This is a genomic window from Microtetraspora fusca (assembly GCF_001570365.1).
Lineage (GTDB): Bacteria > Actinomycetota > Actinomycetes > Streptosporangiales > Streptosporangiaceae > Microtetraspora > Microtetraspora fusca.
Genome location: NZ_BBYK01000039.1, coordinates 137,576 through 150,996, shown reverse-complemented (window position 1 = coordinate 150,996; position 13,421 = coordinate 137,576). Strand labels below are relative to the sequence as shown.

The following is a 13,421-nucleotide window of genomic DNA, read 5'->3' as shown; positions in this document are numbered from 1 at the left end:
CGAGGCGGCTCTTGACCTGCCGCCTCACCGTCCGGATATTTAGTCCATAACTTAGACTAATTCGGAGGAGTCACGTGTACACACCCACCCCCGAAGACCGTTTCACCTTCGGCCTGTGGACCGTCGGCTGGCAGGCCCGCGACCCGTTCGGCGACGCGAGCAGGGCCCCGCTCGACCCGGTCGAGAGCGTTCACCGGCTGGCCGAGCTCGGTGCGTACGGTGTGACCTTCCACGACGACGACCTGCTCGCCGTCGAGCCGGACCGGGAGCGGGCGATCGCGAACTTCCGGCGCGCGCTGGACGAGACCGGGCTCAAGGTGCCGATGGCCACGACCAACCTGTTCACCCACCCGGTGTTCAAGGACGGCGCCTTCACCAGCAACGACCGCGACGTCCGCAGGTACGCCCTCCGGAAGGTCATCCGCAACATCGACCTCGCCGCCGAGCTGGGCGCGACGACGTACGTCTGCTGGGGCGGCCGTGAGGGAGCGGAGTCCGAGGCCGCGAAGGACATCCGGGCCGCCCTCGACCGCTACAAGGAGGGCATGGACCTGCTCTGCCAATACGTGATCGACAAGGGCTACGACATCAGGTTCGCGATCGAGCCCAAGCCCAACGAGCCGCGTGGGGACATCCTGCTGCCGACCATCGGCCACGCCCTCGCCTTCATCAACGAGCTGGAGCACTCGGAGCGGGTCGGCCTCAACCCCGAGGTGGGCCACGAGCAGATGGCCGGGATGAACTTCGCGCACGGCATCGCCCAGGCGCTGTGGCACGGCAAGTTGTTCCACATCGACCTGAACGGCCAGCACGGGCCGAAGTACGACCAGGATCTGATCTTCGGACACGGTGACGTGAAGAACGCGTTCTTCCTCGTCGACCTGCTGGAGCACGGCGGTTACGACGGCCCACGGCACTTCGACTACAAGCCGCTGCGCACCGAGGACGCGGCGGACGTGTGGGACTCGGCGGCGGCCAACATGCGGACCTACCTCATCCTCAAGGAGAAGGCCGCCGCGTTCCGGGCCGACCCGGAGGTCCAGGAGGCGCTGGCGAACTCGCGGGTGACCGAACTGGCGCGGCCGACCCTGGAACCCGGCGAGACGTACGAGGACCTGGCCAGGGACGAGTTCGACCCGGACAAGGCGGCCGAGCGCGGCTTCCACTTCACCCGTCTCAACCAGCTCGCCCTGGAGCACATCCTCGGAGTGCGCGGGTGAGCCGAGCGCTTGTCGCCGGCGTCGACTCCTCGACGCAGAGCTGCAAGGTCGTGATCAGGGACGCCCGGTCGGGCGCCCTGGTCCGCCAGGGCCGCGCGGCGCACCCCGAGGGCACCGAGGTCCACCCCGAGCGCTGGTGGGCCGCGCTCCAGGAGGCGATCGAGCGGGCCGGCGGCCTGGACGGCGTCGCCGCGATGAGCGTGGCGGGCCAGCAGCACGGCATGGTCTGCCTGGACGAGTCGGGAGACGTCGTACGGCCCGCGCTGCTGTGGAACGACACCCGCTCGGCGGGGGCGGCCCGGGACCTGGTCGACGAGCTGGGCGGCCCGGCGCGGTGGGCCGAGGCCGTCGGCAGCGTGCCCGTGGCGTCGTTCACGGTGGCCAAGCTCCGTTGGCTGGCCGAGCACGAGCCGGACAACGCGCGGCGCACCGCTCGGGTGTGCCTGCCGCACGACTGGCTCACCTGGCGGCTCGCGGGCGGGTCCGGCGAGATCACGACTGATCGCGGCGACGCGTCCGGGACCGGCTACTGGTCGCCCGCCACCGGGGCGTACCGTACCGACCTCCTGGAGCTGGCCCTCGGCGCGGCGCCGGAGCTGCCCCGTGTCCTCGCGCCGAACGAGCAGGCCGGGGCGCTCCACGACGGTACGGCGGGCGCCGGCGGGGGCCCGGTGCGGCTCGCGCCCGGCACGGGGGACAACATGGCGGCGGCCCTCGGCGTGGGCGCGCGGCCGGGCGATGTCGTGGTGTCGATCGGCACGTCCGGCACGGCGTTCGCGGTCGCGGACACCCCGTCGAGCGACCCGAGCGGCGCGGTCGCGGGCTTCGCCGACGCCACCGGCCGGTTCCTGCCGCTGGTCTGCACGTTGAACGCGGCGCGCGTGCTCGACGCCGCCGCCCGCCTGCTGCGGGTCACCCCCGAGGAGCTCGACGAGCTCGCGCTGCAGGGGCCCCCGGGGGCGGGCGGTCTGGTGCTGGTGCCGTACCTGGAGGGGGAGCGCACGCCCAACCTGCCGGAGGCGACCGGTTCGCTGCGCGGCCTGACGCTCGCCACGGCGACTCCGGCGCACCTGGCACGGGCGGCGGTGGAGGGCATGCTGTGCGGGCTGGCCGACGCGCTCGACGCGCTCCACCTGGAGCCCCGGCGGGTGCTGCTGATCGGCGGCGGAGCCCGCTCGGAGGCGGTACGGCGGATCGCGCCCACGGTCTTCGGCCGTCCGGTGCTGGTGCCCGAGCCGGGGGAGTACGTGGCCGACGGGGCGGCGCGGCAGGCGGCCTGGCTGCTCGCGGGCGGGCCGGAGCCCCCGGAGTGGACGGTGGGCGAACCGGTCCGCTACGAGGCGCCACCCACGCCCGGCCTGCGCGAGCGCTACGCCGAAGCCGCGGCGGCGGCCTCGGCCACGGCCCGGACCTGAGCCCGATCCCTGGGGCTACCCCTACCTCGTCTCAGGGGAGGGCATCAGGGGCGGGTAGGGAGTTCTCCGGATAGTCGGGACGGCTCTTTCGCGAGATTCTCAAAATATGGTCAAGAGGATCTACCCGCTGCTCGCCTGCGCCGGCATCATGATCGCCGTCGCGGCGGCGGTCGTGGGGCAGCTCGACCCGGATCCGTACCTGGATCCGCTCGACCTCGCGCTGACCGACTACGTGGTGCTCGACCGGAGCGGCGCGACCGAGGTGGCCATGGTCGTCCTGGGTGGCGGCTCGCTCGCGCTGCTCGCCGGGATGCGGGCCGTACGGGCGCCGGTGTCGGGCTGGCCGGAGCGGCTCATGCTCGTGTGGAGCCTCGCGCTGGTGGCCACCGCGATCATGCCGGCGTCGGCCGTCTCGGAGGGGGTGAGCTGGTCGGCGCAGGTCCACCGGTACGTCTCGGTGGTCGCGTTCGTCAGTCTGCCGGCCGCGACGGCGCAGCTCGTCGGGAGGTTCGCGGCGGACGGGCGCTGGCGGGCGGTCGCCCGGCCGGTCGAGTGGCTGACGCTCGCGTCGGGCCTCGGCCTCGCCGCGATGACCTATCTCGCGCTGCCCGGCCACGGCCTCCTGATCGGGCTGGCGGAGCGGCTGTTCCTGGCGGTCGAGGTGGCCGTTCTCGGCGTGCTCGCCGTACAACTCGCCCGGCTGGCGTGGAGGGACGCATTTCTCCACCAGCCGGCCGTCGCCGGAAATGTCGCCCGCCGGGCTGACCAGGTGCTTCACCGGCTTCGCGGCATATAACAGCTATATAGAAATTGGACCGCTTCACTGCTAGCCTTTCCGTCGATCTTTTAAAGATCGAGAAGAGGGCGCATGTCGACGAGCAGGTCCATCGGCTTCAAGATCACTTTATTGCTGGTGATCCCCCTGACCTCGCTCGTCGCGCTGTGGATCTTCTCCTCCTCGCTGACCGTGAGCGACGCGTTCCGACTGCTCCACAGCAAGACGGTGTACGACAGCCTCGGCGAGCCGGCCCGCGTGCTGTCCACCGAGATCGAACGCGAATGGCTCGTCTCGGCCCAATATCTCGCTACGCGGTCCGATGCCGACAGAGCCGACCTGGCCGCCCAGCGCGCCGCGGTGGACCGGGCGCGCGACCGGATGCGCGAACTCGCCGCGGAGAGCGACGCGGACGAGCTGATCCTGGCCGAGGCGAGGAAGCCCTACCAGGACATGAAATCCGCGGCGGACCGGCTGGACACCGTGCGGATGGAGTTCGACGCCGGCCAGCTCGACCTGGTCAACCTGGGTGAGAACTACCAGCCCTTCCCCGACGCCGCGCAGCGTTTCTCCGTGATCGCCGCCATGGGCTCGGTCGCGACGAGCGGCCAGCAGACGCGCAGCCTCACCTCGATCTCGGGCGCCCAGCACGTACTGGCCAAGGAGCGGGCGCTCGTGGCCGGCGTCCTCGGGCAGTCGAGGAAGTTCACCGAGGCGGAGAAGCTGAGATTCTCCGAGTACGTCACGACCCGCCGGGTGCTCTTCGCCCAGGGCATGAACGAGCTGGACGACGAGCTGCGCGCCCCCATCGAGGTGCTCGCGAAGTCGGAGGCGTACCGGCAGTTGACGAACCTGGAGGACCGCATCCTCCAGGGCGAGGTCACCGGGCAGGTCTCGCCCGTCCTGTGGCGGTCCGTCGTCGACCGGGTGGACAACGCGTACACGAACGCGCAGAGCAAGGCCGAGGCGGTGCAGTTCGCGCGCACCGAGTCCGAGGCGATGGGCGTCTTCGTGCGGGCCGGGGTGGCCGGCCTGCTCGGCCTCGGCGCGGTCGTCGCCTCGCTGATCATCTCCCTGCGGATGGGCCGCGGGCTCACCCGCGAGCTCGTCGGCCTGAAGGAGGCCGCGACCGAGCTGTCGGAGGTACGGCTGCCGCTGCTGGTCCGGCGCCTGCGGCGCGGCGAGAAGGTGGGCGACGTCGAGGCCGAGGCGCCCCCGCTGGAACCGACCGGCAGCACCGCCGAGGTGCGCGACGTGGCCGCCGCGTTCAGCGTCGTGCAGCACACCGCCGTGGACGCCGCGGTGGACCAGGCGCGTACGCGGGAGAGCGTCGGCCAGGCCCTGCGCAACCTCGCCCGCCGCAGCCAGGGGCTGCTGCAGCGCCAGCTCCGCCTGCTGGACGCCATGCAGCGCCGCACCACGGACGCCACCACGATGGAGGACCTCTTCCGGCTCGACCACCTGACCACCCGGATGCGCCGCCAGGCGGAGGGCCTGATCGTCCTCGCCGGCGGCTCGCCCGGCCGTACGTGGCGCAGGCCGGTGCCCGTGGCGGACATGCTGCAGGGCGCGGTCGCCGAGGTGGAGGACTACACGCGGGTCCGGATCTATCCCATGCCCGAGGCCAGGATCGGCGGCGGCGCGGTGGCCGACATCATCCACCTGTTCGCCGAGCTGATCGAGAACGCGGTGTCCTTCTCGCCGCCGCACACCGAGGTGTCCCTGCGCGGGGAGTCGGTGGCCAGGGGATACGTCGTCGAGGTGGAGGACCGCGGGCTCGGGCTCTCCGCCGAGGAACTCGCAACGATCAATCACCGGCTGGCCAGCCCGCCCGAGCTGGACCTGGCCGACACCGACCGGCTCGGCCTCGTGGTGGTCTCCCGGCTCGCCTCCCGGCACGGCGTGCGCGTGGAGCTGCGTCCCTCGCCGTTCGGCGGGACCACCGCGATCGTGCTGCTGCCGGTGACCCTGCTGGCCGCCTCGGGCGACGACCAGGGCCAGGAGCCCGTACGGCTCGGCATCCCGGAAGGAGCGGGTACGTGACCGATCACGAGCACTGGGACGAGGAGCTGGTCGAGGACGGCCCGGTCGTCCGCGCCTACGCCCTCACCAAGGGGCGGGTGGAGCCGACGTCGGCGGCCGCGCTCGACCTGGTCGCCGTGGTCGGTGCGACCGGGGCGACCGTGCCGTTCCACGCGGATCTGGGGCACCACCATCTGCGGCTGCTGGAGCTGGTGCGCCGGGCCCGGCCGCTCGCCGACGTGGCGTCGGAGGCGGCGCTGCCGCTGAGCGTGGTCCGGGTGCTGATCGGCGACCTGCTCGATCACGGCCTGGTGCTGGTACGGCCGCCGGCGCCGGAGTCGTCGCCCATGGAGAGCATCCTGCGTGAGGTGATCAACGGCCTGCGCGCGCTGTAGCGGGCTCTGGACCGGCTCCCCGGCCGGGTGCCGCCGGGGAGTCTCTGCTCGGAAGCGACGCGCCGCAGGGTGTGATGACGCGTCTCATGTCCGGGCGGCACGCCCGCGCCTGGGTTCCGCGTCGTGCCGCTCGATGGGGTTCTCCCTGCGATGCCGGTCGCGGGCTACTTGCGTTGTGCCGCCGTCAGCGTCTTCAGTGCGTGCTCGACGAGGGTCACGAGGACGACCTTGGCCGAGGCGCGCCGCCGTACGTCGCAGAGGAGGACGGGGACGTCGGGGTCGAGGTCGAGCGCGACCCGGACGTCGTCGGGCTCGTGCTTGTCGGCGCCGTCGAAGCAGTTGACCGCGACGATGAACGGCGTGCCCCGCTGCTCGAAGTAGTCGATCGACGGGAAGCAGTCGGTGAGCCGCCGGGTGTCGGCGAGGACGACCGCTCCGAGCGCGCCGTAGGACAGCTCGTCCCACATGAACCAGAAGCGCTCCTGTCCGGGCGTGCCGAACAGGTAGACGACGAGACCCTCGCGGATCGTGATGCGGCCGAAGTCCATCGCCACGGTGGTGGTGGTCTTGCCCTCCACCCCGTCGACGTCGTCGACGCCGACCCCGCGGTCCGAGAGGACCTCCTCGGTGCGGAGGGGACGGATCTCGCTGATCGCGCCGACGAGCGTGGTCTTCCCCACGCCGAAGCCGCCGGCGACAAGGATCTTGAGGGCGACGGGCTCCTCAGAGGGCGCGTAGGCCATTGATCACTTCCTTGAGAATGCGCTCGCTGGGCAGCGGCGCCACTTGGGCGGGTGGTCGCACGCTGATCAGCTCATGGTCGTGCAGATCCCCGAGAAGGACACGGACCACGCCGAGAGGCAGGTCCATCTCGGACGCGATGTCCGCGACGGACATGGGTTCCTGGGCGATCGCGAGGATACGGCGTTGCTCCGGCCCGAGGGCGGCCTCGTCCGCCTGCCGTCCCACGACGGCGGTGACCAGCGAGATGAGGTCGAAGTCGTCACCGGACGACCGGGTACGACCTCCTGTCAGCGCGTACGGCCGGACGATGGGACCGGCCTCCTCGTCAAGCCACTGCGGTTCCGTCACGCCTCCTCCTCGGGGCCCTCGTTATCGGCGGGGATTGGTCGAGATGTGCTGGCCGACTCGCTTGACGAGCATGGCCATCTCGTACGCGATGTGGCCGACGTCCGCGTCGGAGGCGGCCAGCACGGCGAGGCAGGTGCCCTGCCCCGCGGCGGTCACGAACAGGTACGCCGACTCCATCTCGACGATGGTCTGGCGCACCTCTCCGCCGCCGAAGTGGCGGCCCGCGCCGCGCGCCAGGCTCTGGAAGCCCGCGGCGACGGCGGACAGGTGCTCGGAGTCCTCACGGCTGAGCCCCTGGGAGGCCCCGACGACGAGGCCGTCCGTGGAGAGGATCACCGCCTGGCGGACGGAGGCGACCCTGCTGATGAGATCGTCCAGGAGCCAGTTCAGTTCGCCGGCCGATGTCACTTTGCTGGTCATTCGTCACCCTTCTCGCCATGCGTGTTTCCGGAATTGTCGTCCGCGTCCTCCCGGCCGCGCAGCGCGCCCCTCTGGAAGGCCGAGAACGTCGCCCTGACCTGCTCCGGCGAGCGTTCCTCGGGCACCTGGACGGGCGCCGACAACGGCTGAGACGTCTCGCGGAGCTGGGGGGCGATGCTCGCCTGCCGTACGCGCCGGGGGAGACCGGCGTGCGTGCCGTCCACACCGGACCGGCGGCTCGGCAGACTCGAATCCTTGGGCCCGCCGGGCTGGTCCGGGGCCTTGGCTCGTCGGCCCGGCAGTCCCGAGCCCCTGGTCCGGGTCGGCAGCCCGGTCTCCGAGCCGTTCTGGACGATGCTGAGGCTGCGCACCCGGGTCTCCTCCGGGGCGTCCTCGCGCGCCGCCGACGGCACGGGGTCGGTGCGCCGCGTGGCCGGCGTGAAGAACGGCGACCGCTCCGCGTCGGCCGGCGCCGGGGCCGGAAGGGGCGAGGGGGCCAAGGGGGCCGGGGAGCCGCCGCCCACGATGTCGGCCGCCGTCATCGACCCGGTGACCGGAGCCGGCGTCACCGTGCCCGTGATGGCCTCGCCGTCCGGCACCGCCGAGCCGGTGATCGCCTGCGGAGTGCCGTCCTTGGCCACCAGGTCGCGCGGGATGAGGATGATCGCCGTCGTGCCGCCGTACGGCGAGGCACGCAGCACCACGCTGACCCCGTAGCGGGAGGCGAGCCGGCTGACCACGAACAGGCCGAGCCGGTCGCTGTCCGCCAGATCGAACTCCGGCGGCGTGGCCAGCCGCTCGTTGATGACGCCGTACTCCTCGGGCGACAGACCGAGACCCCGGTCCTCGACCTCGATCACCAGGCCGTTCGCCACCAGCTCGCCGCGCACCTGCACCCGGGTCTGCGGCGGAGAGAAGATCGTCGCGTTCTCCAGGAGCTCCGCGATCAGGTGGATGAGGTCGGTGACCGCCGATCCCACCAGCGACGCGTTCGGCATCGGCAGCAGCGTGATGCGGGTGTAGTCCTCCACCTCGGCGATCGCGGCGCGTACGACGTCGACCACGGCGACGGGCTTGCGCCACGCGCGGCCCGGCGTCGCGCCGGAGAGGATGATCAGGCCCTCGGCGTGCCGGCGCATGCGCGTGGTGAGGTGGTCGAGCCGGAACAGGTCCTCCAGGCTCTCCGGGTCGGTGGCCCGCCGCTGCATCCCGTCCAGCATCGTGAGCTGGCGGTGCAGCAGGCCCTGCTTGCGCCGGGCCAGGTTGAGGAAGACCTGGTTGACGCCGCGCCGGAGTGCGGCCTGACCGACCGCCGCCTCGACCGCGGTGCGCTGCACCGAGCTGAAGGCGTGCGCCAGGTCCTCGACCTCGCTGGAGCCGTGCGCCTGGATCGGCGGCGCCTCGGCGTTGACGTCGACGTCCTCGCCCCTGCGCAGCCGCTCGACCACGTTGGGCAGGCGGACGTCGGCGAGTTCCAGGGCGGCCTGCCGCAGCCCGGCGAGATCGCGCGCCAGGCGGCGGCCGAACCTGACCGAGAAGATGATGGTCGCGATCACCGCGATCAGGCCGACGCCTCCGGCGACCGCGATGCGGATCATGATGGTGCCGGCGACCGAGGTGGACCGCTCGTTGAGCGCGTCGGACGCCTCGATCCGCGCGTTGTCCAGCGCGGTGAACAGCGCGTTCGCGGTCTTCTTCCACTGCCGGGCGTCGGTCGGGAGCGGGCCGCCGGAGCGCACCTGGTCCACGATCCGGTCCTCGAGCCCGCTGAACTCGCTGAACAGCTCGGACGTGAGCACCCTCTCGTACGGCTCACGCATGCCATCCCGCAGGATGGGGCGGTTCGTCTGGTACAGGAAGCGGCGGGTCGCCACCCACTCGCTGAAGGCGTTGTGCTCCTGCTGGCTCATCTGGCCCCGCGAGAGCGCGCCGCGGATCAGGGCGTCCTCTCGCGCGGTCATCTCGTACGCGACGCCCATGGCCTGCATCGCCTGGCCCTGCTCGTGGACGCCGAGGTCGGGGAGGGAGACGAGCCGCGCGTAGACGTCGAACAGGTCGTCCATCAGCTCGTTGTACGCGGTGAGCGCGTCGAGCCGGGTGTACTTGCCGAGCGCCACGGACTCGCGGATGGAGGTCAGCCGGCCGAGGCCCTTGACCAGGGTGTCGACGGGGGCGACCACGTCCTCGCCCATCGACGCGCGGGAGTCCTCGCTCTTGGCGGACTTGGTGAACTTGTCCACCGAGGCGTTGGTCTTCTGCTGCTGGACGCTCAGTGCGGTTGACGTGGTCTGCCCGGAGCTCAGCGCGTCGGCGACGAGGGCGCGCTCGGACTGGATCTGCAGGCCGAGATCGGTGGAGGTCACGCCGATCGAGTCGTACAGCGCGGCGGCCCGCATGAGGGCCAGGCCGTCGCCGACGGTGAGATTAAGGACAAACCCCCACAAAGCACTCAAGGTGAGCAGTGGTAGGAGCAGCAATAAGAAGATCTTGAACCGAATCGACCGGTTTCTCGAGCCCATGGCCACTCCTGCAGTGCGTGGAGGTCGCGCCGCATTTATGGGGAAATGCACCTCCGGAAGATCGCACAGGAGACTAGCACCGATACAGTTCCGGCGCATTGGAGGGACCTGATGAATACTGTCATTACCGGAGCAAGTGACGGAATTGGTGCGGCGGCCGCGCTGCAGCTCGCGCGCATGGGACACCGCCTCGTCCTCGTGGGCCGGACCGCGTCCAAGCTGGCGGCGGTCGCGGACCAGGTCGCCGAGGTCGCGGGCGACCGGCCGGCCACGCTGACCGTGGACTTCACCTCGTTCGACGACGTCCGGAGGCTGGCCGGTGAGCTGTTGGAGCGATCCGAGGGCATCGACGTCCTGGTCAACAACGCCGGAGTGATGTCCACGAAGCGGCAGCGCACGGCGAACGGGCACGAGCTGATGATCCAGGTGAACCACCTGTCGCCGTTCCTGCTGACGAACCTGCTGCTGGACCGGATCAAGGAGTCCTCCGGCCGGGTGGTCACCACCTGTTCGCGCGCCGCGAAGACCGGACGTCTCGACCCCGCCGACCTCTCGCGGGAGCGCCGCCGGTGGAGCGGATGGCTCCAGTACGGCGACTCCAAGCAGGCGAACGCTCTTTTCACGGTCTCGCTCGCCGAGCGGGGGATCCCGGCCACCTGCGTGCACCCCGGCGTCATCCGCACCGGGTTCGCGCCGGGAACGTTCCTCATGAAGTTGGTGCTCCATGTTCCGGGAATGGGGGAGCCGGTCGAGGCGGGGGCCGCCAGGCTCGCCCACCTCGCCGCCCACCAGGACGGGGTGGATCACCCGGGCCGGTACTTCGCCGGGAACGCGCCCGTGGAGGTGCCCCCCCAGATGTCCGATCCGACGTTGGCCGCCGGCCTCTGGACCGCCAGCCTCGCCGCCACCGGCCTCCAGCCGTCCTGACCGCCGCCCCGATCGGTGGGGGGCAGCCGTCCCCCACGGGGCGACCGCGTACGCGCCGCCGGTCCTTACTCTCCGCGTGCGGGCCGTCGTGGTCCACATCGTGGACATCCCTCGGGACGGGCCCAGGACGCGGCCGTGGGGGATCGATCGGCGGAGGCCGGTATGGGGCGATCGCATGGGGCTCTCAGGAGGCGGCGCCATTGGGGCGCGGGCGATCGGCCGTCGGCCCGGCGCTCTCCGGACCGACACCCGGGTGGCGCGTGTACGGTCGCCGCGCCGGTTCACACGGACGCGCACGGCGGCAGGCACGCGCCATGAGGGGACACGTGGTGCGCGAGGACGGCGGCGGGTGTCGGCGGCAGGTGACGCGAGGGCGACGCGCACGTGTGGAGAGCCGGACGCCGGTGCCGGGGTGGCCGACGGGGTGATGTAATAGCGAGAGGCAACGTCGTGGTTCGTATTCAGGGAATCCCGGCGGAATGGAAATCCGATTTTTTCGTCATGCGTCCCGGAAAACTCGACCGAGAACACCGGATTAAATCGCCGGAAATAGCACGCCGATGAGTCGTGAATTTCCGGAACATGACGTTCGCATCTCGATTTCCGGCGAGGTGTTGCGATGTCGGAACGTTTCGCGCAAGGTGTTCGTTGTCCGGGTTGACGGCACGTCGGCGCGGACGGCGAACGTCGTCCCGGGTGACCGCCAAGGGAGCATCGCCCATGATGACGTAGCGCACGCGATCGGGGTAACGTGCGCGTTCGCGGTGAAGTGAGACGACGGGGTGAAGCAGTGGTCGGCAAGCAGGGCAGGGTGACGGGCAAGATCGGCCCGGGCCTTGTTGGTGAAGTGATGGTGCCGATCCGCGGGGGCGTCGAGGCGTTCTACGCGCATCCGAGCCTTCCGGAGGAAGAGATCCCGGTCGGGTCGCTCGTCGTCATTGTCGAGTATTCGCCGCCGCGTACGGTCTACGTCACGCGCGCGATCGCCTGACTCCCTGTCCCCCGGAAGTGGAGGCGTAGATGCCCACAGAATTCCTGGTTTTCGGCGGCGCGATCGTCGTCGCTCTCATCGTCATCATCCTGTTGTTCAAGGCCATCTGGCGGGTCGCCGAGCCCAACGAGGCGTTGATCATTTCTGGCCTCGGCGCGCACACGAAGAACGAACTCGCCGACAGCCTCGGTTTCAAGATCGTCACTGGTAAGGGCACCGCTGTGATCCCGGGGTTCCAGACCGCTCGCCGGCTGCGCCTCGACAGCCGGGCGACCAACCTCCAGGTGTCCTGTGTGACCCAGCAGGGCATCCCCGTCCAGGTGCGCGGCGTGGTGATCTACAAGGTCGGTGACGACTTCACCAGCATCGCCAACGCCGCCCGGCGCTTCCTCGACCAGCAGGACTCGATGAACGGCGCGATCCACGAGCTGTTCACCGGCCACCTGCGCTCGATCACCGGCAACCTGACCGTCGAGGACCTCATCCTCAACCGTGAGCGGCTCACCAGCGAGACGCGCAGCTCGGCCGCCGACGAGATGAGCAAGCTGGGCCTGGTCGTCGACTCGCTGCAGATCCAGGAGATCGACGACGAGACCGGCTACATCGTCAACCTGGGCAAGCCCCACGCCGCCAGGATCGCCGCGGCGGCCCGCATCGCGGAGGCGCAGCGCGACCAGGAGGCCACCGAGGCCGAGCAGGTGGCCGCCGCCAGGAAGGCCGCCGCGATCCGCGAGTCCCAGATCCAGCAGGCCGGTTACCAGGCCGAGGTGGACCAGGCCGCCGCGAAGGCCCGGCAGGCCGGCCCGCTCTCCGAGGCCACCGCCCGCCAGGAGGTCGTCGTCCAGGAGACCAGGGCGGCCGAGCTCGAGGCCCAGCTCTCCGAGCAGCGGCTCCAGTCCCAGGTGCGCAAGCCCGCCGACGCCAAGGCGTACGAGACCGTGACGCTCTCGCAGGCCGAGCGTGACGCCCGCATCGCGCAGGCCGAGGCCGAGGCCCGCGAGACCGAGCTCCGCGCCACCGCCCAGGCGTCCCAGGTCAAGCAGGCCGCGGCGGCCGACGCCGAGGCCGTACGGCTCCGCGGAGAGGCCGCGGCGGCGGCGACCAAGGCGACCGGTGTCGCCGAGGCCGACGCGGCCAAGGCCAAGGGTCTCGCCGAAGCCGAGGCGGCCAAGGCGAGGGGTCTGGCCGAGGCCGAGGCGATCCGCGCCAGGTCCGAGGCGCTGGCCGAGAACCAGGAGGCCGTCATCGCCCAGCAGCTCGCCGAGAACTGGCCGCAGATCGTCGAGGCCGGGGCCAAGGCGTTCGGCAACGTGGACCACATGGTCGTGCTGAACGGCGCGCAGGGCATCGAGGAGATGCTCGCCAAGGCCCTCACGCTCGGCGGCACCGGTCTGGGCCTGGCCCGCACCCTGCTGTCCGGCGGCACCCCGGCCGGTCTCAACGGCTCCGAGCCGCCGGCCAAGAGCAGCGTGGACACCGCCTCTTGACCTCGAAGGTTCACTGAAGGCACACGGCCGCCCCGCCATCAGCGCGGGGCGGCCGTTTTCGTGCGTGATGTGGCGTCATGTGCACACCTGGCGCCCGTGCTCGGTCCGCCCGGAAGGAACCGGCTCTCGCCGACGGCGAGGGGGTGCTTCCCGGATGC

General features: G+C 71.1%; 12 protein-coding genes. 8 read left to right on the top strand and 4 right to left on the bottom strand.

The features are described 5' to 3' along the window. Nucleotides 1-74 precede the first annotated feature (74 nt). The 5 genes from xylA to AWQ68_RS03670 all read left to right on the top strand — a co-directional run bounded on the left by xylA (nucleotide 75) and on the right by AWQ68_RS03670 (nucleotide 5,827). Nucleotides 75-1,220, top strand: a complete 1,146-nt coding sequence (gene xylA, locus AWQ68_RS03690) for a xylose isomerase (RefSeq protein WP_066934640.1) — start codon at nucleotides 75-77, stop codon at nucleotides 1,218-1,220. Continuing rightward, nucleotides 1,217-2,635: a xylulokinase gene (gene xylB / locus AWQ68_RS03685; RefSeq protein WP_066934638.1), complete on the top strand. Its 1,419-nt coding sequence runs from the start codon at nucleotides 1,217-1,219 to the stop codon at nucleotides 2,633-2,635. Before xylA ends, xylB begins: the two co-directional genes overlap by 4 nt. A gap of 106 nt (nucleotides 2,636-2,741) precedes the next feature. Then, nucleotides 2,742-3,431 carry a DUF998 domain-containing protein gene (locus AWQ68_RS03680; protein ID WP_066934635.1) on the top strand — a complete coding sequence of 230 codons (690 nt, stop codon included), beginning with the start codon at nucleotides 2,742-2,744 and terminating at the stop codon, nucleotides 3,429-3,431. Nucleotides 3,432-3,503: 72 nt separating this feature from the next. Further along, nucleotides 3,504-5,453, top strand: coding sequence for a sensor histidine kinase (locus AWQ68_RS03675; protein ID WP_066934633.1), 1,950 nt, complete (start codon nucleotides 3,504-3,506; stop codon nucleotides 5,451-5,453). After that, a complete protein-coding gene (locus AWQ68_RS03670; RefSeq protein WP_066934630.1) occupies nucleotides 5,450-5,827 on the top strand; it encodes a DUF742 domain-containing protein in 378 nt (125 codons plus the stop codon). The genes AWQ68_RS03675 and AWQ68_RS03670 overlap by 4 nt, the downstream gene beginning before the upstream one ends. A gap of 164 nt (nucleotides 5,828-5,991) precedes the next feature. Here the strand turns inward: AWQ68_RS03670 and AWQ68_RS03665 are convergent, their stop codons facing one another. The 4 genes from AWQ68_RS03665 to AWQ68_RS03650 are packed head-to-tail and all read right to left on the bottom strand — an operon-like array spanning nucleotide 5,992 to nucleotide 9,783. Then, nucleotides 5,992-6,570: a GTP-binding protein gene (locus AWQ68_RS03665; protein ID WP_066934627.1), complete on the bottom strand. Its 579-nt coding sequence runs from the start codon at nucleotides 6,568-6,570 to the stop codon at nucleotides 5,992-5,994. Beyond that, a complete protein-coding gene (locus AWQ68_RS03660; RefSeq protein WP_066934626.1) occupies nucleotides 6,551-6,919 on the bottom strand; it encodes a DUF742 domain-containing protein in 369 nt (122 codons plus the stop codon). Before AWQ68_RS03660 ends, AWQ68_RS03665 begins: the two co-directional genes overlap by 20 nt. Nucleotides 6,920-6,940: 21 nt before the next feature. After that, on the bottom strand, nucleotides 6,941-7,339 hold the full coding sequence (locus AWQ68_RS03655; RefSeq protein WP_066934625.1) for a roadblock/LC7 domain-containing protein: 399 nt from the start codon (nucleotides 7,337-7,339) through the stop codon (nucleotides 6,941-6,943). Then, nucleotides 7,336-9,783 (bottom strand): sensor histidine kinase, encoded by a 2,448-nt coding sequence (locus AWQ68_RS03650; RefSeq protein WP_169808848.1) that lies wholly within the window; start codon nucleotides 9,781-9,783, stop codon nucleotides 7,336-7,338. Before AWQ68_RS03650 ends, AWQ68_RS03655 begins: the two co-directional genes overlap by 4 nt. Nucleotides 9,784-9,969: 186 nt before the next feature. On the opposite strand from AWQ68_RS03650, the gene AWQ68_RS03645 reads away from it, so the two are divergent. The 3 genes from AWQ68_RS03645 (at nucleotide 9,970) to AWQ68_RS03635 (ending at nucleotide 13,263) form a co-directional block, all read left to right on the top strand. After that, nucleotides 9,970-10,785, top strand: a complete 816-nt coding sequence (locus tag AWQ68_RS03645) for an SDR family NAD(P)-dependent oxidoreductase (protein WP_066934619.1) — start codon at nucleotides 9,970-9,972, stop codon at nucleotides 10,783-10,785. A gap of 790 nt (nucleotides 10,786-11,575) precedes the next feature. Then, nucleotides 11,576-11,776: an NfeD C-terminal domain-containing protein gene (locus AWQ68_RS03640; protein ID WP_066934616.1), complete on the top strand. Its 201-nt coding sequence runs from the start codon at nucleotides 11,576-11,578 to the stop codon at nucleotides 11,774-11,776. 29 nt (nucleotides 11,777-11,805) lie between these two features. After that, nucleotides 11,806-13,263 carry a flotillin family protein gene (locus AWQ68_RS03635; RefSeq protein WP_066934613.1) on the top strand — a complete coding sequence of 486 codons (1,458 nt, stop codon included), beginning with the start codon at nucleotides 11,806-11,808 and terminating at the stop codon, nucleotides 13,261-13,263. The last annotated feature ends 158 nt before the right edge of the window (nucleotides 13,264-13,421 follow it).

What these genes read in the sequence shown, in the direction of transcription:
- AWQ68_RS03655 (WP_066934625.1), bottom strand. Translation starts at nt 7,339, where the DNA reads ATGACCAGCAAAGTGACATCGGCCGGCGAACTGAACTGGCTCCTGGAC.
- AWQ68_RS03675 (WP_066934633.1), top strand. Translation starts at nt 3,504, where the DNA reads ATGTCGACGAGCAGGTCCATCGGCTTCAAGATCACTTTATTGCTGGTG.
- AWQ68_RS03680 (WP_066934635.1), top strand. Translation starts at nt 2,742, where the DNA reads ATGGTCAAGAGGATCTACCCGCTGCTCGCCTGCGCCGGCATCATGATC.
- AWQ68_RS03665 (WP_066934627.1), bottom strand. Translation starts at nt 6,570, where the DNA reads ATGGCCTACGCGCCCTCTGAGGAGCCCGTCGCCCTCAAGATCCTTGTC.
- AWQ68_RS03635 (WP_066934613.1), top strand. Translation starts at nt 11,806, where the DNA reads ATGCCCACAGAATTCCTGGTTTTCGGCGGCGCGATCGTCGTCGCTCTC.
- AWQ68_RS03645 (WP_066934619.1), top strand. Translation starts at nt 9,970, where the DNA reads ATGAATACTGTCATTACCGGAGCAAGTGACGGAATTGGTGCGGCGGCC.